The organism is Prevotella sp. LMAG:51 (assembly GCF_008680225.1).
Classification (GTDB): domain Bacteria; phylum Bacteroidota; class Bacteroidia; order Bacteroidales; family Bacteroidaceae; genus Prevotella; species Prevotella pectinovora.
This window is the reverse complement of record NZ_NALQ01000026.1, coordinates 81,279-101,134: the sequence shown is the minus strand read 5'-3', so window position 1 is coordinate 101,134 and position 19,856 is coordinate 81,279. Positions and strand designations below refer to the sequence as shown.

Genomic DNA, 19,856 nt, shown 5'->3' with positions numbered 1-19,856 from the left:
ACATTTAAGACATAAAAGAGGGATTATTCTTAACTCGTTGGCTTAATTTCATTATCTTTGCAAGGATATAACATAATTGGCATGCGCATGATATGACATCAATACACGGCTGACGTATATGCGCATGATACTCCATCTGAAACAAAAGACAAGAAAACGAAGAAAAAAAGAAAATGAGAAGAGCATTGATACATTTCCTGTGGGCGGCGCTCGGCTGCGTCACTCTCGCGTCCCTTATAGCCTTCATAGCGATATGGAACGGATGGATCGGATACATGCCCGACGTGGAAGACCTTCAGAACCCTATCAGCAAATACGCCTCACAGGTGTATACGGCTGACAACAAGCTGATGGGAACCTACAACATGAACCAGGAGAACAGAATACATGTAGACTACGACAACCTGTCGCCATATCTCGTAAAGGCACTGGTGGCTACAGAGGACGAACGCTTCTACGAACATTCGGGAATAGACTTCATAGCCCTCGGACGTGCTATTATTAAAAGAGGTGTGTTGGGACAGACCAGCGCAGGAGGAGGCTCTACAATCACACAGCAGCTCGCCAAGCAGCTCTATTCAAACACGGCAGAGAGCACATCGGAACGACTGCTGCAGAAGCCCATAGAATGGGTGATAGCCATAAAGCTGGAGAAATACTACACCAAGGAGGAGATAATAACCATGTATCTCAACTATTTCGACTTCCTTCACAACGCCGTGGGAATAAAGAACGCCTCAAACGTGTATTTCAGCAAGGAGCCAAAAGACCTCAAGCTCGAAGAGGCCGCCACACTGATAGGACTCTGCAAGAACCCCTCGTTCTTCAACCCCGTGCGCTATCCCGACAGATGCCGAGAGAGACGCAACGTAGTGCTCGGACAGATGCTCAAGGCTGGAAAGATAACCCGCGGCGAATACCTCATGGCTACGGAGAAGCCGCTGGCCCTGAACTTCAAGCGCTCCGACCACAAAGACGGCATAGCAACGTATTTCCGCGAATTCCTGCGCCAATACATGATGGCAAAGAAACCGGAAAGGAGCAAATACCCATCGTGGAACCTCGTGCAATACAGCATCGACTCGCTGGCATGGGAGACAGACCCTCTGTATGGATGGTGCAACAAGAACGTGAAGAAGAACGGCGAACCATACAATGTGTATACCGACGGTCTGAAAATCTTCACCACCCTCGACTCCAGGATGCAGAAATATGCCGAAGAGGCTGTGCGCAAACACGTGGGAGGATTCCTCCAGCCTGAATTCAAGAAGGAGAACAGACTCAAGAAGAACGCCCCCTTCACCACCAACCTGAAGCCATCAGAGGTGAAGGCGATACTCGACCGCTCGATGCGGCAGAGCGACAGATACAGGATGATGAAGGCCCACGGAGCTACGGAGGAGGAAATTAGAGAGGCTTTCCAGAAGCCCACGGAGATGACCGTGTTCACCTATCGCGGCGACATAGACACCATCATGTCGCCTATGGACTCCATACGCTACGTGAAGTCGTTCCTCAGAGCCGGATTCATGAGCATGGACCCACGCACGGGAGCCGTGAAGGCGTATGTGGGAGGAATAGACTTCAACCACTTCAAATACGACATGGTGACACAGGGACGACGCCAGGTGGGTTCCACCATCAAGCCATTCCTCTACGCCCTGTCGATGTCTAACGGCATGTCGCCATGCGACGTGGTGAGAAACTCTCCAAAGCGCTTCGGCAACTGGGCTCCACGCAACAGCTCCCACGCCAGAATGGGACAGATGGTGACGCTGAAATGGGCACTCACGATGTCTAACAACTGGGTGTCGGCAGAGCTGATGAGCAGGATAAACCCTCAGGACTTCCTGCGAATACTGCGCGACTTCGGAATAAACACCTATGGCATATACCCCTCTTTAGTGCTCTGTCTGGGACCTAACGAGGCTTCGGTATGCGAGATGGTGAGCGCATACACCACCTTCGCCAACCACGGCATACACACATCGCCGATATTCGTGTCGAAGATTGAAGACAGCGACGGCAACGTGATAACCAACTTCCAGCCGAGGATGAACGAGGTGATAAGCGAAGAGAGCGCATACAAGATGCTGGAGATGCTGATGTCGGTAATCGACCACGGAACTGGCGGACGACTGAGATACAAATACAACATCGACTGCCAGATGGGAGGAAAGACCGGTACGACGAACAAGAACGCCGACGCATGGTTCATGGGCTTCACCCCGTCGCTCGTAAGCGGATGCTGGGTGGGCGGAGAAGACCGCGACATCCATTTCGACACCACGCGCATGGGACAGGGAGCCACCATGGCCCTGCCTATATGGGCTTACTACATGAAGAAGGTGTTTGCCGACAAGACCCTGGGATACGACCCAAAGGAGACATTCGACATACCTGAAGACTTCAACCCCTGCTCTTCTGAAGACGACAACAACGGACAATACAGCATTGAGGATATATATGAATAAGATAACACTCTTTCCATGTGCCAAGATAAACTTGGGACTGAACATCACAAGAAAAAGAAGCGACGGCTACCACGACCTGGAAACCGTGTTCTGCCCCGTGCCAATAGCAGATATACTGACTATTGAAAAAAACGGGAAACCTGCGGGATGCTCTCTGAAGACAAACGGTATAGTAATCGACGGAAGGGCGGAAGACAACATAATAGTGAAGGCGTATGACGAAATGGCAAGAAGACACACTCTGACGGGTGTCGACATCACAATCACCAAAAACATACCGATACAAGCCGGTATGGGAGGAGGGTCGGCAGACTGCGCATTCACGATAAAGGGACTGAACCAACTCTTCTCTCTCAACCTGACAGACAGGGAGATGCGTGACATAGCCAAGGGTCTGGGTGCCGACTGCGCCTTCTTCATCAACCCCACACCTGCCTACGCCACGGGCATCGGCGAGAAGCTGACTCCCGTCGACATTCCTCTCGACAACCACTGGATAGTGATAGTGAAGACCGATACCGCCGTGAGCACCCGTGAGGCTTTCGCCGGCATCTGCCCTCATGAGCCGGAAAGAAACTGTCGGGATATTGTGACTTCCGTTCCGCCAAGGGAGTGGAAGGACGTATTGTATAATGATTTTGAGGAAACGATATTCAAGCTCCACCCCACCCTTGCCGAAATCAAGCAAAGGCTCTACGAGGCGGGTGCCTGCTATGCCTGCATGAGCGGAAGCGGAAGCGCCGTTGTGGGACTGTTCGACGACAGGCCCTCTGTGGAGTCTACCGACAGGCTCAGAAGCGACTACAACGCCCTTGTCGCCACCTTCAAGCTGGGCAGACAGAAGGACAACGCCTTCGAGCTGCTGCCTCTCGTGGATGCAGAGGGCAGAGTGACGGGCAAGACAACCCGTTCTATGGCACATTGCGGCACGAAGCTGCTCCACCCCGTCGTACACCTCCACGTATTCGACACCCACGGCAACCTGTATCTGCAAAAGCGTCCGGCATGGAAAGACATCCAGCCTGACAGATGGGATACTGCCGTAGGGGGCCACATAGGATATGGAGAGAGTGTGGAGGAGGCTCTCCAGAGGGAGACCCGTGAAGAGATTTCCATCGCAGACTTCAGCGCCGAGAAGATCGACGCCTACGTGTTTGAGAGCAGATACGAGAGGGAATACGTGTATGTGTTCAAGACTGTTTACGACAAGGAAATACGTCCATCTGAAAATGAGCTCGACGGTGGCCGTTTCTGGAGCAGGGACGAGATACTGTCGTCTATCGGAAAGGGAGTCTTCACACCAAACTTCGAAAGCGAATACGTGAAGTATTTAAAGTAGAGGCTGCTTCTGCTAATTGGGTATTTTTAATTCTATATATTGTCATATTCACTTCGCCCTCTTGTAGAAATCTCTGAGCGACGCCCTTGCCACTCCCATCCTGACGAGTTCGTCGAGCTGTTTCCTTGCCTCTGCCGTCCGCCTGTCGCGTATCAGGGCGTCGGTATAGTCTATGCGGTATTCGGTGTTTGTGGAGTCGCGCTTTATCGCCTCCTCATAGTCGAATATGGCAAGCGCCACCATCCCCTGCTCCATCTCTATCCCCGCCCTTGCGGCATACGCCACGGCATTGTCGGGATACTGCGTCACGAGCCTGTTTATCTGGTCGAGAGCCTCCGTATACCGCTTGCTCTTCTGATTGAGCAGAGCCAGTCCGAGCTGTCCTTCGAAGTGTCCCGGCACTACCGTGAGCAGGCTCTCATAGTCTCTTCTCGCGAAATCGTCTCTGTGAAGCTTCTCGTTCGTGTAAGCCCTGTAGAAGAGGGCTGCCGGGTTGCCGGGTTCCCTTTTCAGGATATAGTCGTATTCGTCCTGTGCATACGCCCATTGTTCGAGTCTCAGGTTGTATCCCGCCTTCTTGAGTCTCAGGTCAGTTGAGTCCGGACTGTATGCCAGTCTGTCGGCAGCCACCTTGAGCGAGTCTCTGAGCTGGCTTCTGGTCTGCGCTCCCGCCTCTGTGTGCACACACATAAGCGCCATCACCACTATTGTGGCGTATCGTGCCACAATGAGTCTTGACAGAAAATAGAATTTTCCTGTCGCAGCCATGTTCCACACGTATGCCGTCTTGTCCACACATACCATCTTCCGTCTGATGATTTCCGCGAATGTCTGTATTCCCAATGGATATAGTCTTCTTGCCATGCCCTTGTCTTGATTTTCAATAATGCGTTATCAAGTTGCAAATATAATGATAAAAAACGACAAGCTGACAATAATAAGTTTTTTTCGATTTCAGCAACGCCTGTTAACCGTCATCTGTCAACCATCATCTGTTAACCGTCAACTGTCAACCATCATCTGTCAGCCGTCAACTGTCATCCATCATCTGTTAACCGTCAACTGTGAACCGTCAACTAAATTAAGTTAAAATTCAATTTTTTTCCACTTTCTTCATTGTAGCAAGCGAAATAATCACTAACTTTGGAATTTGTGAGTCATGAAATCTCTACGGGTGTGTAATGCAGCCTTTGCGGACTTCGCCGCCAATAGAAGAAAGCAAGTCCTGACCCATGGTCTGAAGTTCTCGCTGCCCTATCAAATCATCTAAAACTGCTGCCATGAACAACCTCTTCCCCACCTCCATATCCCCCGACGCCGCAGCTCTCGACATTCTCGAGAGGATGCCCGTCATGGAGCATGACGATATAGAAGACAAGCTGGCATTTGCCATCAGCAGCCATGGCATGAACGACGAAGACATCAACCGGCTCTGTTCCGTACTCAGCTACAGACTGTTCATCATCGAGAAGGAGCACGAGCATTTCCTGGACTTCACGCATCAATACAACGGGCTTTTCGCCGTGAAGAAGAAGGGCTATGTGAAATCGGTCCTCGACTGCTTCATGCGCCACAAGAAGATGGTGTTGCCGCTCATTACCATCATCCAGAGGCTTGCCCCCCAGCTCTACACCTCAGTGAGCAGCATGGCGTCGTCACCTTCTGCCGACATGTGGGCGGCTGCCTCTGCGATTGTCTGCAGCGACTGTCTCTTCGAGCGTGCCTACCCTTCGAGCGTGTCGAAGTTCATCGGTCTGCTTGTCAGGTATTTCGGATTCATCGAGGCTATGATCGGCTGCACCACGCAGCTGCTCCATGAAGAGCAGTGCATAAAGAATGATGCAGGGAAATGCCTCTACCGCATGGAACTCTCGATGAAGGAAGCGAAAGCGTATTACGAACCTCTTCTCAAGGAGGACCGTCTTCCTGCGTTTGCCTTCTTGATAAAGGAGAATGACCGCCTCTTCGATGAATACATGGCAGCCGGTGACAAGCGGCAGTTCGCCCAGAAACTGTTCCACGAAGTAGACGAAGCCGAGATGCGCAACCTCGCCTTCAAGGTTCTCATCGCCGAGCGCCTTGCCTGTGGGATGACCGCCGAGGAGCGTCTGCTCTTCGGCAACGACATGGTGAAGACCCGTCAGGCCCGCCTTCTGATAGATCATTTCGACTCTCTCTTCCTCGACTCCGCCTCCCGGCGCGACCATTCTCTCCTGGCTCTCATGTTCTGCAAATGGGCTATCGAAGACAATCCCAAGGCTTCTGTGAAGTCTGCCCACCGCTATCTGCTCTCGCTCTATCACGGGCATCACCGTCTTGCCGGCTACAACACGGTGAAGGGAAACGAACAGAAGCTCGGAACCGGCAGGCATTCGGAGCCCTACGCCACGTTTCTCAGGAGTCTCACAGACTTTCTGCTATCCTCCGGCGCATTGACCGAGGGCGACGGGGTGGCGGCGGAGATATAGTCCAGAGCTGGAAGGGCTGGGCTACAAGACATGTCATTCCTGCGTCAGCCATTCCGTTATGTTCCGTTCTTCCTTCACGCAGAAGTTTATGCCCACCTTCACTATCTTCTTGCCTTTCAGCACAAAGGCATCTGCATATCGCGCTGTGTTGATTTGTGCGAGAGCTTCTTCAGCCGTTTTGTCAAACTTGAGTTCCATTATAAAGATGTGGGTCTTCGTTTCGAGTACAATGTCAATCCTCCCCTTTGCCGTGCGCTGCTCCACCTGTATGTCATAGTCGGTGAGCAGAGCGAATATCAGATATAGCATCTGCTGATAATGTCCCTCGTATAAAGTATTGTCGCAGTATGGAACCGCTTCGAGAAAAGACTTCAGCAGTTCCAGGGCTCCGTTGATGTCTCCCCTGTTGATGAATGTCGACATGTGGGCAATCGCCACACGTCCCTCATCAGCGGCAGTCTCCATATAGTTTGGCAGCAGACTGTCGTATAGCCCAATACGTATTTCCTTGTTCGGGATATCGAGTGTATAGAGCCCAAGTTGCGGGTCATAGTCTTTTATCGTGAGATATCCGCTTTGATAGAGCAGCGGCATGATGCTCGACATGCTCTCTGTAGGAGCGTCGAACGATGACTCCTTTGCCTGCACTCCGCCGATGCCAGACGGCACGGTACCGAACTTCCTCATCATCTCTATCAGGAAAGTTGGTGTACCAGTGGCAAACCAGTAACCAGCCACCTTCTGTCTCGAGAAGCAGTTAAGCAGGCTGTAGGGGTTGAAAACATCTGGCGATGGCCATGCAAAGTGGTATCCGTCATAATTTTCGGTCAGCAGCCTTACTGCCGCCTCTCTCCCAACCGAGAGTTTTCGGGCGAGCTCATCCACATCGGCAGTCATCTGCGTCAGCAACTCCTCTCTTGTTATTCCACAGATGCCAGCATATTCATTGTCCATGCTGATGTTGGTAATGTTGTTAAGCTCGCTGAATATGCTGACCTGTGAAAACTTCGTTATCCCTGTGATGAACACGAAGCGCAGCATCCTCTCGCATTTCTTCAGCGGACTGTAGAAGTTGCGCATGACATCACGCAGTATGGCGAGCTGTCCGTCCTGATGCGCCACGTCGAGCAGCGGTGCGTCATATTCGTCTATCAGCACCACCACCTGTCTGCCTTCTTTCTCGTATATTGAAGTTATCAGATTTTCCAGACGCACGTTCTCGTCCACGGCATCACACTCAATGCCGAACCGTCTCTCCTCCTCTTCGAGCATATAGCCGATATAGCGTCTGAGTTGTCCGGCATCCTGATGTTTCCCTCCCGAGAAGTCGAAATGCACCACGGGATATTCCGTCCATTCCCTTTCCATATTTTCTATCTGGAGTCCTCTGAAGAGTTCTTTATCTGCCTTGAAATAACTTTCGAGTGTCGACACGAGGAGCGACTTGCCGAATCTCCTCGGACGGCTCAGGAAGAAGTGTTTGCCGCTGGTATGCGTCATACGGTATACATACCCCGTCTTGTCTATATACAGGAGATTTTCCTTTCTAATCCTTTCGAAAGTCTGTATGCCAATAGGATATAATTTCAATGCCATTATCTTGCGTTCATTTTGTTTGGCCGTAAAGATAATCAAAATTGTCTAAAACGCCTACAATATTCCGACAAAATCAAAAATAAAAATGGCAGATTTGGGTTTGTAGCCACTCCCGCTCCCTGCGACACAACGGCAAGACCGACCACCGACACTGATCACGGATCACGAATTCACCACACGCCATCACAATTCAACCACCATGAATCACGAATCATGAATCCCACGCGCCAACACAATCATTGATCGTGAATGATGTGTCACGATATTCCGGCTGCCATAATCCTGCCGACACGATATCCCCACTTACCCACCGGAAACCGACATCCCCACCCTGCCTGCTGACACGATTCCGGCTCCGAGAGGAACACTATGCAGAATTTCATCCTTCTGCCGCCTATCGCTACCTTTGCAATGCCATCCCACCGCCGGGGCGAGACAATAGTGTCTGACCCCCTCCTTCACGGCGGCTCGGGACTGACCGACACCGGCTGCCACTCAACAGAATGAAGGATGAGAGCGAGGCGAGCACGGCTACTGACATCATGACACACAACGGAAACCTGAGTCCCGACAGCTTGACAAAACGACAAGAGGGGCTGTTTTCTTTCTTCCTGGCTCCTGCCATGCAGGTGAAGCCCTGGAGCACTTTCAGCATCGGGAAGGCATACGAGTATATCACAACCGATATGGACGCACTGACGGCGACATACCGTCTGCGCGACATACACGACGAGAAGGAACGGAAGCTCTTCAAGAAGCGGGGCTTCGCCTTCTGCACCTTCTCGGGCATCTTCAGATACAGGTCGCGCGACGGGCTCATCAGCCACTCCGGACTGCTCTGCATCGACATCGACCATGTGGGCAGCCACTTTCAGCTCGACGACTTGCGCAAGAGGCTCATCGACGACGAGCAGTTTCTCACCGAACTCTGCTTCGTGTCGCCATCGGGCGACGGACTGAAATGGGTGGTGAGCATCAACACAGAGCTGTATCCCCACGAACTGTGGTTCGACGCCACACGGCAGTATCTGCTCGACAGGTATGGCATCGATGCCGACAAGGCATGCCGCGACGTGTCGCGCGCCTGCTTCCTGCCACACGACCCGGGATGCTATGTGAGAAGATAGGGATTACTCCGATTATCATCAGCCCCCTCTCGTTCTCCCCGTAGGGGAGGGACAGATACACTTGACTGGTTGATTGTCAATGGCTTATCAGATTCGGAGTAACCTGCATCTCCCCTACGGGGGAGAACGAGAGGGGGCTGAAGTTCATTGGCAAAGTAACCTGTTCCTTCCCTTTGGGAAGGTTAGGATGGGTTTTATCCTACAGGGGAGGGACAGATAGCATTGAGTGCTGACTATAGAGTTAAAAAAATCAAACAAAACAACAAATTATGAAACATACAATTTTCAATCCAGCAGAATATCTGGAACACAACGGCAACAACAAGCCGGACAACAAGAGAAACGCAAACGGCAGCAACGCCACACATGACAATGCCCACAACGCCATACACTGCGACAACCACAACGCCACATACTGCGACAACCTCAACGCCACACACTGCGACAACCACAACGCCACACCCCACGACACCCACTACACCACTCCCGACGACACTCTCGCAAGGGTGGCAGAAGTGGCTGACAGAGTGGCAGCATCGGGACGCGACATCACACAGGGCTACGACAACTGGCTGAGACTCGCCTTCGCACTTTCAGACGGACTCGGAGAGGCCGGCAGACAGATTTTCGACCGTCTCTCGCAGATGAACGCCGACTACGACACTCGGGAATGCAACCGACTCTACGACAACTGCATGAAAGGCCACAAGGGAGGAATCACTATCGCAACTTTCTTCCAGATGGCAAGAGATATGGCAAATGTTGACCTCAAGGAGATGGCAAGGGAAAGAGGGAAAAGAGAGGAAAAGTCTTTACAAAATTGTACCACTTGTCCCACTTGTCCCAATGTCCCAATGTCCCATATAACGGAAAATAAATGTAATAAAAAAGATAATATATTGATATATAATAACTTAGGCAAAACCACCATTTCCTGTTGGGACAATGGGACAATGGGACAAGTGGGACAATTTTGTAAAGACTTTTCCAACGGCTATACATTCTCCGACAAGTTGGATACGGAAGACCTCCCTCCCATACTCAATAGAATCATGCAGCTACACGACGACGTGGTGAGCCGCGACAAGATGATAATCGGAACGCTGAACATCGTTTCGGGCCTAATCGGAGCGGCAAGCGGAACGCCGGACATGCCCTCGGGAGTATACGGACTCTACGACGGCAGGAAGGTGTATGCTCCGCTATACAACATTCTCTTTGCCAATGCCGGTTCGTCGAAAGGCGACTTGAACTTCTGCCGACAGCTCGCCAAACCGCTGAAAGACGAGATGCGACGGGAATATGAGGGAAAGAAAATGGAATATGAAAGGCTGATGGCGGCATACGAGGCGAAACGGAAGCAGAAAGACAAGGGCGACCGCGGAGAGCCGCCCGTAGAACCCGTGTTCCGGACGCCATTCGTGCCCGGCAACAGTTCATCCTCGGCGGTATACCGCGCCATCGACGCCAACGGCGGATGGGGACTCATGTTCGAGACCGAGGCAGACACTGTGTCGGCAATGATATCATCAGACTATGGCAACTACTCCGACCTCATGCGCAAGGCGTTCCACCACGAGACGATAAGCATGAACCGGGTGAGCGAGAAGCTCCATATCGACGTGGACTCTCCGCGACTCTCCGTGATGCTCACGTGCACGCCCGGACAGCTGCAGCCGCTCTTTCCCAACTGGGAGAACGGACTGGGCAGCCGATTCTTCTTCTATCAGTTTCCGGAAGAGGAGCCGCACTTCAACAACGTGTTCGCACGCAACACCCGTCCCTTCGACGAGGAATACCTCAAGATGGGCGAAAGTCTGCTCAAGCTATACCACGCCCTGGAGGAGAGAAAAGGCAGACCCGTACAGTTCGTGATGAGTTCCAACCAGCAGGAGAGCTTCCTCGCCTCGTTTCAGGAGATGCTCAAAGACCAATACGAGATGCTGGGCTCCGAATACAAAGCCTTCGTTTACCGTCTCGCCCTCGGCGGATTCCGCTATGCCATGGTGCTCTCCACCCTGCGCCGCCTCGCCACGATGACCGACCTGGGAGGCATCTTCCAGCCCGAAGAGAGCGCAATGGTATGCGACGACCGCGACTTTGCCACAGCCATGACCATAGTGGAAACGCTCGCCAACCACACGGCACGTGTGTACACAAGGCTCGCAAAAGAAACGGAAAACCCGTTTGCCGAAAAGGGGATAAAGCTGACGCCGGAGGAAATAAAGATTTACCGGCGGTTGCCTGACGGCGAGTTCAAAGCAAGTGATTATATCGCCATCGCCAAAGAACAAAACATATCGCGAACATCCGCCTATCGTCTGATCAACCTCTTCTGCAATGTCTACGGCATCATCACCCCCACACGCCGAGGCCACTACCGCAAGGCGGCTGCCGGCAACAATGACGCATCGCAAAACGGCGGAACGGAAGCGCAAACCAGTGGAACAGAACCGCAAAGAGGCGGAACAGAGAATGCAAGCAACTGATTGTCTGACCATAAAACACCTATTTATATATGAACAACAACAGCAGACGAAACCCGCAGCCAGAACCCCAGAGGATGGCGATACGCACATACGGCAAGTCGGAACTGGCAATGCTATATTTCCCCGACTCGCAGCCACACACCGCCGTAAACCATCTCATGGCATGGATAAGGAGATGCAAGCCTCTGAGCGAGGAGCTCAAGAGCCAGCACTATGTGCGCACGGCAAAATGTTTCACCCCCAGACAGGTGGAAACCATCCTGAGACACCTGGGCGAACCGTGAGAAAAGACTGAAATAATCACTTATCCCACGCCAACGTATACTAACCCACGACCGCTAACGGCAGATGTGGTATCTTTGCAATGTGAATGATGAGAGAAGCAGTTGAGCACAACTTGCCGGAAGCTTTTTGAAGAGCGATTGCCAAGGCTTGGCGAATCTCCTCATCAGAAACCTATACTTTAACCCTTTAACGTAAAACAGTTATGATCAAGTACATCCTGAAAAAGAACAACGTGGAAGGCAGTCACTCCTTCGGCAAATGGTATGCCTTCCCGGTGAAAGAGAGCACCGTTGACATCGACAAGCTCGCTGAACACATGGCGGCTCACAACACTCCATATTCGGCAGGTGCCATAAAGGGGATCATCACCGACATGGTGTCGTGTATCAAGGAGCTGCTCCTCGAAGGACGAAGCGTGAAACTCCCCGACCTCGCCATCTTCAGCATCGGCATCAAGAACACCAGAGGCGGAGCTGTGAAAGAAGAGGAGTTCACCGTTGCCGCAAACATCGACGGACTGAAGCTCAGGGCGCGCGCCACCGGTTCGCTTCAGATGAAAGACCTGGAGACCAGTCTCAGACGCGCCACCGTGGTGGAAGCGAAGAAGAAGCAGCCCGTCACCCCCCCGAATGAATAATAACACAAAAACTTCATAGTGCATCTCAATTGTTTTTATTCTGTATCTTTACCATGAAAAGCACAGTCTCTCAGCGGAGAGCAAATGACCGGCGTGCTGCCCCAAGTTTCCTGAGCGCAGGAAAAGGCAGCACGCCTTTGTATTGGAACCTATCCTGACCTCAAACCCATCCTAGCCTTCCCGAAGGGAAGGAACAAGTTGCTCCTACAAATCACCATCAGCCCCCACCTAGCCTCCCCCGAAGGGGAGGGACAGATACACTTGACTGCTTGATTGTCAATGCCTTGTCAGATTCGGAGTAACCTGCATCTCCCAATCTTTGACAGAACCGGAGTAACCTGCATCTCCCAGTCTTTGACAGAACCGGAGTAACCTGCATCTCCCCTACGGGGGAGAACGAGAGGGGGCTGATGTTCATTGGCTGAAATCTTTAGCAGAGTAACTTGTTCCTTCCCTTGGGGAAGGTTAGGATGGGTTATCCTACGGGGAAGGAACAAGTTACTCCTGCTAGTGGATAAGTAGTTGACATTCAATCTCCTATGCTATCTGTCCCTCCCCTACGGGGGAGGTTAGGTGGGGGCTAAAGTTCAGATACAGAGTAACCAGTTCCTTCCCTTGGGGAAGGTTAGGATGGGTTTAAGGTTAGGATGGGTTTAAGGTCAGGATGGGGTTAAGGTTAGAAAGGGTTTAAGGTTAGAAAGGGTTCTATGAATTAAAAGCCACCGCATGATTGGCAATCTTGACAAAAAATCGTATCTTTGCACACGAATTACTACCTATGCCAGAACAAAAGCCCATCCGGGCAGATGAATCCATGATTGCGGCCACATGAATCCGCAGCCCATGACAGTACGGGCAATGACCATTGAAAACATATACGCAACGATGTTTCCAAACGATCATGAACGACATAAGACAATATAAGCACAACTATTCAAAACATATATATAATAGGTATTCACAAATTACACGACTATGAATTGGAAAAAACTACAGAATGGTTCGGACATAAGAGGAGTGGCTCTCGAAGGTATTGAAGGAGAGCACGTGAACCTCACGGAAGAGGCGGTGGAGACTATCGCCAGATCCTTCGTTTGCTGGACCAGAAAAACCACAGGCACAAACACACCCACAATCACCGTGGGAATGGACTGCCGCATTTCAGGTGACATGATTAAAGGAGCCTTCGTGAAGGGAGCCAAAGAGGCGGGAGCAAACGTGGTGGACTGCGGGCTGGCGTCAACGCCGGCTATGTTTATGACCACCATCAGCGAGCAACTGAAAGCCACTGCTGCAGTGATGGTGACGGCAAGCCATCTGCCGTTCAACCGCAACGGACTGAAATTCTTCACACCCAAGGGAGGTCTCGACAAGAAAGACATAACATCGATTCTCGACATAGCCGAAAGCGGAGAATATGCATACGACGGAGCTGAAGGCAGCTGCAAGACGCTCGACTTCATGACCATATACTCAAAGCATATCGCCGACTATATCTGCCAGGGAGTGAACGCCGACGAATACTCTCAACCGCTGAAGGGAATGCACATCATTGTGGACGCAGGAAACGGAAACGGAGGATTCTTCGAGAAGATACTCAAATCATTGGGAGCCAAGACCGAGGGAAGCCAGTTTCTGGAGCCGGACGGACACTTCCCTAACCACATACCGAACCCGGAGAACGCAGAGGCTATGGCTTCGGTATGCAAGGCTGTGGAAGAGAGCAAGGCTGACCTGGGAGTGATATTCGATACCGACGTGGACCGTTCGGCTATCATCGGACACAAGGGGGAGCCCATAAACCGAAACGCGCTCATAGCGCTCATAGCATCGGTGATACTGGAGGAGCACCCGGGGAGCACGATAGTGACAGACTCAGTGACGAGTGACGGACTGGCTGAATTCATCACCCGACTGGGAGGCAGGCACCACCGCTTCCGCAGAGGATACAAGAACGTGATAAACGAGGGGATAAGGCTCAACCAGACCGGTGAGGAATGCTGGCTTGCAATAGAGACATCTGGACACGCAGCACTGAGAGAGAACCATTTCCTGGACGACGGAGCTTATCTGGCAGCAAAGCTCATCGTAAATGCGGCTAAGCTATACAGGCAGGGCAAGCGTCTGGACGACATGATTGCCACTCTCAAGCAGCCGAAGGAGAGCAAGGAGATAAGGATAAAGCTGACGGAACCCGACTTCAAGGCGCAGGGAACGGAAGTATTGGAAGACATGAAGGCGAAAGTCGCAGGAATGGCTGGATGGACTATCGTGGAACCCAACTACGAGGGACTTAGAGTGAGCTGCACTGACGACGGGGAAAAGGGCTGGTGGCTCTTGCGTATGTCGCTGCACGACCCCGTAATGCCTCTCAACATAGAGAGCAACGTGGAAGGAGGAGTGGCTGCGATAGAAGCCAAGCTGAAAGGAATGGGACTGCTCTGAGAATGACAAGACCGGCTGACGAACGTTCTGTGGCATACCGCAAGACAAGGATTTTGGGGTATACCATAAGACAAGGATTTTGGGGTATACCATAAGACGAGCGTCGGGGAATAAATACATAAGAGAAAGAAATTGGAACAAGACTAAATATGAAAAACGAAAGCGAGAACATCGTGGCACAGCCACTGGACACTCCCGAAGCACAGGTGTTGTGGGGAATACTCATGGCGTATGGATATGTGGGAGAGGATCTGAAGCCCGTAGACCCCGATACCAAGAAGGCGACGCTGCTGGCTGACTCTATCGCCACCCTGCTGCAGATAAGCCCCAGATGGGAGCCTTTCGAGCGGATGTGGGGAATGACCGACATGGAAGCGACATTCAGCAGCATTAGCGAAACGGACAGCTGCAGAGAGTGGATAAAAGAGGTGAACGCCGTAATGCCTTCGCCGGACATTCTGAAGATGTATGGAAGCATGTAAGAACTGGCTAAACCCAAATATAATGGTCTTATAAGCGACTTGGAAAATATAATGGTCTTATAAGCGACTTGGAAAATATAATGGTCTTATAAGCGACTTGGAAAATTTAATGATCTTATAAGCGTCATCGATAATACGATAGCAGAAGTATTCAATCTTCCAAGCTATCTGTCCCTCCCCTACGGGGGAGGCTAGGTGGGGGCTGATATGATTAAGAGGGGCTGATATCGAGAATAGGACTAGGTTTCTCCTGTAATCATCAACAGCCCCCTCTCGTTCTCCCCCGTAGGGGAGATGCAGGTCACTCCGAATCTGATAAAGACTGAGAGATGCAGGTTACTCCAATTCTGTCAAAGACTGAGAGATGCAGGTCACTCCGAATCTGATAAGCCATTGACAATCAACCAGTCAAGTGTATCTGTCCCTCCCCTACGGGGGAGGCTAGGTGGGGGCTGATATGATTAAGAGGGGCTGATATCGAGAATAGGACTAGGTTTCTCCTGTAATCATCAACAGCCCCCTCTCGTTCTCCCCCGTAGGGGAGATGCAGGTCACTCCGAATCTGATAAAGACTGAGAGATGCAGGTTACTCCAATTCTGTCAAAGACTGAGAGATGCAGGTCACTCCGAATCTGATAAGCCATTGACAATCAACCAGTCAAGTGTATCTGTCCCTCCCCTACGGGGGAGGCTAGGTGGGGGCTGATATGATTGGTGGGGGCTGAAGTCAGATACAATAGTTGTAATAAATTAATATAAATAAAAGTTTCATGAAATACAAACCTACAATAATAACGAGTAATGATAAGGCAAGACATCTTCGTCGTAATGCCACACCAGCTGAGATTAAGCTGTGGCAATATCTTCGAAACAGGATGCTTGGCGTCAAGTTCAGACGTCAATGCCCTGTAGGTCCATACATACTCGATTTCTATAGTAGTGATGTGAAATTGTGCATCGAACTTGATGGTACCGTTCATGATAGTCTCAATGCCCATTCTTATGATTCTGACAGGACGCAGTATTTAAATGGATTAGGAATAACCGTTTTACGTTTTGACAATTCAATTGTATTTGATTGTATCGATGGGGTGATAGAGAGTATTCTTCATTTCATAAATAATCCCAAACATATTCCTGGAGATTGCATTAATTTGCTACTTTGAAATTATTTTTGGTAATTCTATTGTATATCCGGTTCCTCAGACATCAGCCCCCTCTCGTTCTCCCCCGTAGGGGAGATGCAGGTCACTCCGAATCTTATAAAGACTGAGAGATACAGGTTACTCCGGTTCTGTCAAAGACTGGGAGATGCAGGTTACTCCGAATCTGATAAGCCATTGACAATCAACCAGTCAAGTGTATCTGTCCCTCCCCTACGGGGGAGGCTAGGTGGGGGCTGATATGATTAAGATGGAGGCAGATGTTGTGAATAGGAGGAAGTTTCTCCGATTATCATCATCAGCCCCCTCTCGTTCTCCCCCGTAGGGGAGATGCAGGTCACTCCGAATCTGTCAAAGACTGAGAGATGCAGGTTACTCCGGTTCTGTCAAAGACTGGGAGATGCAGGTTACTCCGAATCTGATAAAGACTGAGAGATACAGGTTACTCCGGTTCTGTCAAAGACTGGGAGATGCAGGTCACTCCGAATCTGATAAGCCATTGACAATCAACCAGTCAAGTGTATCAGTCCCTCCCCTACGGGGGAGGTTAGGTGGGGGCTGAATTGGAGATGCAATGTTACTCCGCTTATCATCATCAGCCCCCTCTCGTTCTCCCCCGTAGGGGAGATGCAGGTTACTCCTGTTCTGTCAAAGACTGGGTGATGCAGGTTACTCCGAATCTGATAAGCCATTGACAATCAACCAGTCAAGTGTATCTGTCCCTCCCCTACGGGGGAGGTTAGGTGGGGGCTGATGGTGATTTGCAGGAGTAACTTGTTCCTTCCCTTTGGGAAGGTTAGGATGGGTTTGAGGCGAGGTGGGGGCTGAAAAGGTGGTGCAGGTTACTCTGGCTTATGGATAAGCTGTTAAAAGACCACAAAGACTTGCTAATTGGCTAATACGAAACAACGGAGTGTTCCCATAAGCGAATATGTGTAACACTCCGTTGTTATTTTAACCCAAATCGGTAATTAGGCGAAGCTGCTATAAAAAAAGCGCCAAACAACCTAATGACCGATAGGAAATTATTTCAGAGGTTCAATCTTTATTCCGAAGAGATTGCGTGAATCTGCCTTCGTCAGTTCGTGGGCGCCGGCAGAGAGAGTCTCTGTATAGTAGCTCACGGTTGCAGTCTTCTTCTCGCCGTCTACCTTCAACGAGGCAGTCTCGGCATCTGCGAAATAGAAAGTGGCCTTCATGCTCTCAGCAAGTGTGAAAGTGATTGATGTGGTTGATTCCATCTTCACACAGGTGTTGTAGGTAGTGCCGTCGATAGTGGCAGTACCCTTTGATGTGGAGTAGTTGCCAGTAACAGTGAAGAGTGAGCTTGATGGTGTCTTGCCCTCAAAGGTGCAGAGCACGGTACCCTCTACGGTAGTGCTGCCGCCACCGGTCTCTGAGCCGGAACCGCCTTCAGAACCGCCACCAGGCTGTGTGCCGCCTGTCTCTGAGGAGTTGCCTCCCTCGCCATAGATCTTCACGAGTGTGGTCTTGTAGTTGTCGAGGGCTGAACCGAGAGCTGAGTCGTATTCGTATGACTGGTCTTTGCCTGTGAAATCCCATGAGAAGTCGCCGTGGTTGATGCGTCCTGCACCATAGAAGCCTGTGACTACAGCAGGTACATCCTCTGCAGCATCAGCCTTGTATGAATACATCAGAGAGGCGTTGGTGTCGAAATTGTCGTATGAAGTGGCACCCTGGAGTGTCTTTACTGACGAAGGCACCTGCTCGTCGCGTGATGAAGCCTCGTAGGCGTCGAAGTTCACGTTGTCCTGCTGATAGGTGACGAATGAGAAGTTGGAGGTCTTCTCGGCGAATACGTTGCCGAAAGACTTTATGATTCCACCATCCTCACCTGAGAATGTGCCCTTGGGATCGTACTTCACGTCGGAACCCTGCTTTGAGATGAGCATCGGCTTGTTGGTAGAACGGAAATAGTTGTTCTCGGCAAAGACGCTCGAACCGCTTGTAGCTCCGATACCGTATTTTGCCACTCCGTCGAAATAGTTGTTCCATACGTGAACGCTCATAGTGCGGATGCGCGGACAACGGGAGTCTGCATGGTCGAACCAGTTGTGCTGATATGTGATATAGTTTGGCTTGCTCTCGCTTGTCATACCGCAGAGAGAGCTCTTGCCGGTATCCCAGAAGCGGTTGTATGAAATGGTGAGATACTGTGAGTCGCCCTTCAGGTCTACTGTTCCGTCGCCCTTGGCATGGTCGCCGCCTCCGTTAGGACCATAGAAGAAGTCCATGTTGTGTATCCAGATCTTGGAGTTCTTGGTGTCGAGAGAGATGCAGTCGTCCATGCAGCGCATGATGGCAAGATTGCGGAACTCCACGCTCGAAGCGTTGCGGCAGAGGAATCCAAAGCTGTGTACTGTGGCATCGTCGCCCACGCCCTCGAATGTGAGGTTCATCTCGCTGTATTCTCCCTTGCCCTTGATCTGAAGACCCTCTTCAGAGCTTGACACCTTGTCGAGGTCTGACTTCTTCACCAGTCCGATGAAACGGAAAGCGATAGGTGTCTTGTCCTGACCTTTCTGATAACCGTCGATGATTGCCTGGATACCGGTACAGGTGCCGGCTCCGGCAACGTCGGTAGAGATTGTCTTGGCTGTCATGGCAGTAACGTAGAACACCTTGGCTCCGGCTTTCAGCGTACCGTCGGTATTGTAGGCTCCAACGCCGTTGTTGCCACTCTTGAACTGAGCGAAGCCCTCACGGCTGTAGTTCTTCACTTTCAGGTTTGTTACGTAGCTTGCCGAGCTGGCTATCTCGTTTCCGTTGGCGTCAACGGCAACTACCTTCAGCGAATATGTTCCGGCAGCAAGACCGAGCACGTCGGCACGCACATACGACGGATAGAGGCGTACGAGCTGCTTGTCGATGAGCTTGTCGTTGCAATACACATTGTAGGATTCTGCTCCGGAGAATGGTGCCCATTTGGCATAGGCACTCTCAAGCCAGCCCTTAGACTCCGTGATGTTGATGGCTCCGGCAGGATTGTTGATGTCGCCGCTCTCACCGCCTTCTTTTGCCTTGGCAAAGGCTATGCGGCTGACATTGCCAGAATACACGTCGGATGCTGAACCGCTGAGGGGGTTGATGGTGATGTTGCCGCCATTGATGTCTACGGATGATATAGACTCGGTGTTGTAATACTTCACGTCGTTTGAAGTGAGCGTGAGGCGCATCTGGTTCTTGTTCACGTTGAGCGGCACGTTGTTGCCTGTGGATGGAGTGAGTGAACCTCGATTAGTGGTCAGGTCACTCTTTGTCTGTGCTGAAGCACTGACGAACAGCATACACAGGAATGCTGTGAGTATTGATTGTAACTTTTTCATTTCG

The 19,856-nt window shown here is 51.1% G+C and carries 14 protein-coding genes; 10 read left to right on the top strand and 4 right to left on the bottom strand.

Annotated elements, in window-relative coordinates; translation table 11 throughout:
• Positions 1-173: 173 nt before the first annotated feature.
• Positions 174-2,474 (top strand): penicillin-binding protein 1A, encoded by a 2,301-nt coding sequence (locus CCC32_RS09645; RefSeq protein WP_044072342.1) that lies wholly within the window; start codon positions 174-176, stop codon positions 2,472-2,474.
• Positions 2,467-3,813: a 4-(cytidine 5'-diphospho)-2-C-methyl-D-erythritol kinase gene (gene ispE, locus CCC32_RS12720; protein ID WP_353756456.1), complete on the top strand. Its 1,347-nt coding sequence runs from the start codon at positions 2,467-2,469 to the stop codon at positions 3,811-3,813. The genes CCC32_RS09645 and ispE overlap by 8 nt, the downstream gene beginning before the upstream one ends.
• Positions 3,814-3,861: 48 nt before the next feature.
• Here the strand turns inward: ispE and CCC32_RS09630 are convergent, their stop codons facing one another.
• The gene (locus CCC32_RS09630) at positions 3,862-4,677 is read right to left on the bottom strand and encodes a tetratricopeptide repeat protein (RefSeq protein WP_287074075.1); all 816 of its coding nucleotides are present in this window, start codon (positions 4,675-4,677) and stop codon (positions 3,862-3,864) included.
• A 416-nt stretch (positions 4,678-5,093) separates the two neighbouring features.
• On the opposite strand from CCC32_RS09630, the gene CCC32_RS09625 reads away from it, so the two are divergent.
• Positions 5,094-6,281 carry a hypothetical protein gene (locus tag CCC32_RS09625; protein WP_287074072.1) on the top strand — a complete coding sequence of 396 codons (1,188 nt, stop codon included), beginning with the start codon at positions 5,094-5,096 and terminating at the stop codon, positions 6,279-6,281.
• Between the two features lie 33 nt (positions 6,282-6,314).
• On the opposite strand, the gene CCC32_RS09620 is transcribed toward CCC32_RS09625, so the two are convergent.
• On the bottom strand, positions 6,315-7,877 hold the full coding sequence (locus tag CCC32_RS09620; protein ID WP_022316524.1) for a PD-(D/E)XK nuclease domain-containing ATP-binding protein: 1,563 nt from the start codon (positions 7,875-7,877) through the stop codon (positions 6,315-6,317).
• 257 nt (positions 7,878-8,134) lie between these two features.
• Entirely contained in the window at positions 8,135-8,260 is a 126-nt protein-coding gene (locus tag CCC32_RS09615; protein ID WP_287074069.1) for a hypothetical protein, read from the bottom strand.
• 120 nt (positions 8,261-8,380) lie between these two features.
• On the opposite strand from CCC32_RS09615, the gene CCC32_RS09610 reads away from it, so the two are divergent.
• From CCC32_RS09610 to CCC32_RS09580, 7 genes are all read left to right on the top strand, one after another.
• Positions 8,381-9,004, top strand: a complete 624-nt coding sequence (locus CCC32_RS09610; protein WP_287074067.1) for a BT4734/BF3469 family protein — start codon at positions 8,381-8,383, stop codon at positions 9,002-9,004.
• A gap of 269 nt (positions 9,005-9,273) precedes the next feature.
• The gene (locus CCC32_RS09605; protein WP_287074065.1) at positions 9,274-11,493 is read left to right on the top strand and encodes a DUF3987 domain-containing protein; all 2,220 of its coding nucleotides are present in this window, start codon (positions 9,274-9,276) and stop codon (positions 11,491-11,493) included.
• A 29-nt stretch (positions 11,494-11,522) separates the two neighbouring features.
• A complete protein-coding gene (locus tag CCC32_RS09600; protein WP_022315701.1) occupies positions 11,523-11,777 on the top strand; it encodes a DUF4248 domain-containing protein in 255 nt (84 codons plus the stop codon).
• A 203-nt stretch (positions 11,778-11,980) separates the two neighbouring features.
• Complete coding sequence (locus tag CCC32_RS09595) at positions 11,981-12,415, top strand: HU family DNA-binding protein (protein ID WP_287074062.1); 435 nt, start codon at positions 11,981-11,983, stop codon at positions 12,413-12,415.
• 975 nt (positions 12,416-13,390) lie between these two features.
• Positions 13,391-14,860 (top strand): phosphohexomutase domain-containing protein, encoded by a 1,470-nt coding sequence (locus CCC32_RS09590; RefSeq protein ID WP_287074059.1) that lies wholly within the window; start codon positions 13,391-13,393, stop codon positions 14,858-14,860.
• A 149-nt stretch (positions 14,861-15,009) separates the two neighbouring features.
• Positions 15,010-15,342: a hypothetical protein gene (locus tag CCC32_RS09585; protein WP_287074056.1), complete on the top strand. Its 333-nt coding sequence runs from the start codon at positions 15,010-15,012 to the stop codon at positions 15,340-15,342.
• A gap of 770 nt (positions 15,343-16,112) precedes the next feature.
• Positions 16,113-16,508: an endonuclease domain-containing protein gene (locus tag CCC32_RS09580; protein ID WP_287074054.1), complete on the top strand. Its 396-nt coding sequence runs from the start codon at positions 16,113-16,115 to the stop codon at positions 16,506-16,508.
• Between the two features lie 1,022 nt (positions 16,509-17,530).
• Here the strand turns inward: CCC32_RS09580 and CCC32_RS09575 are convergent.
• The gene (locus tag CCC32_RS09575; RefSeq protein ID WP_287074052.1) at positions 17,531-19,852 is read right to left on the bottom strand and encodes a pectate lyase family protein; all 2,322 of its coding nucleotides are present in this window, start codon (positions 19,850-19,852) and stop codon (positions 17,531-17,533) included.
• Positions 19,853-19,856 lie beyond the last annotated feature (4 nt).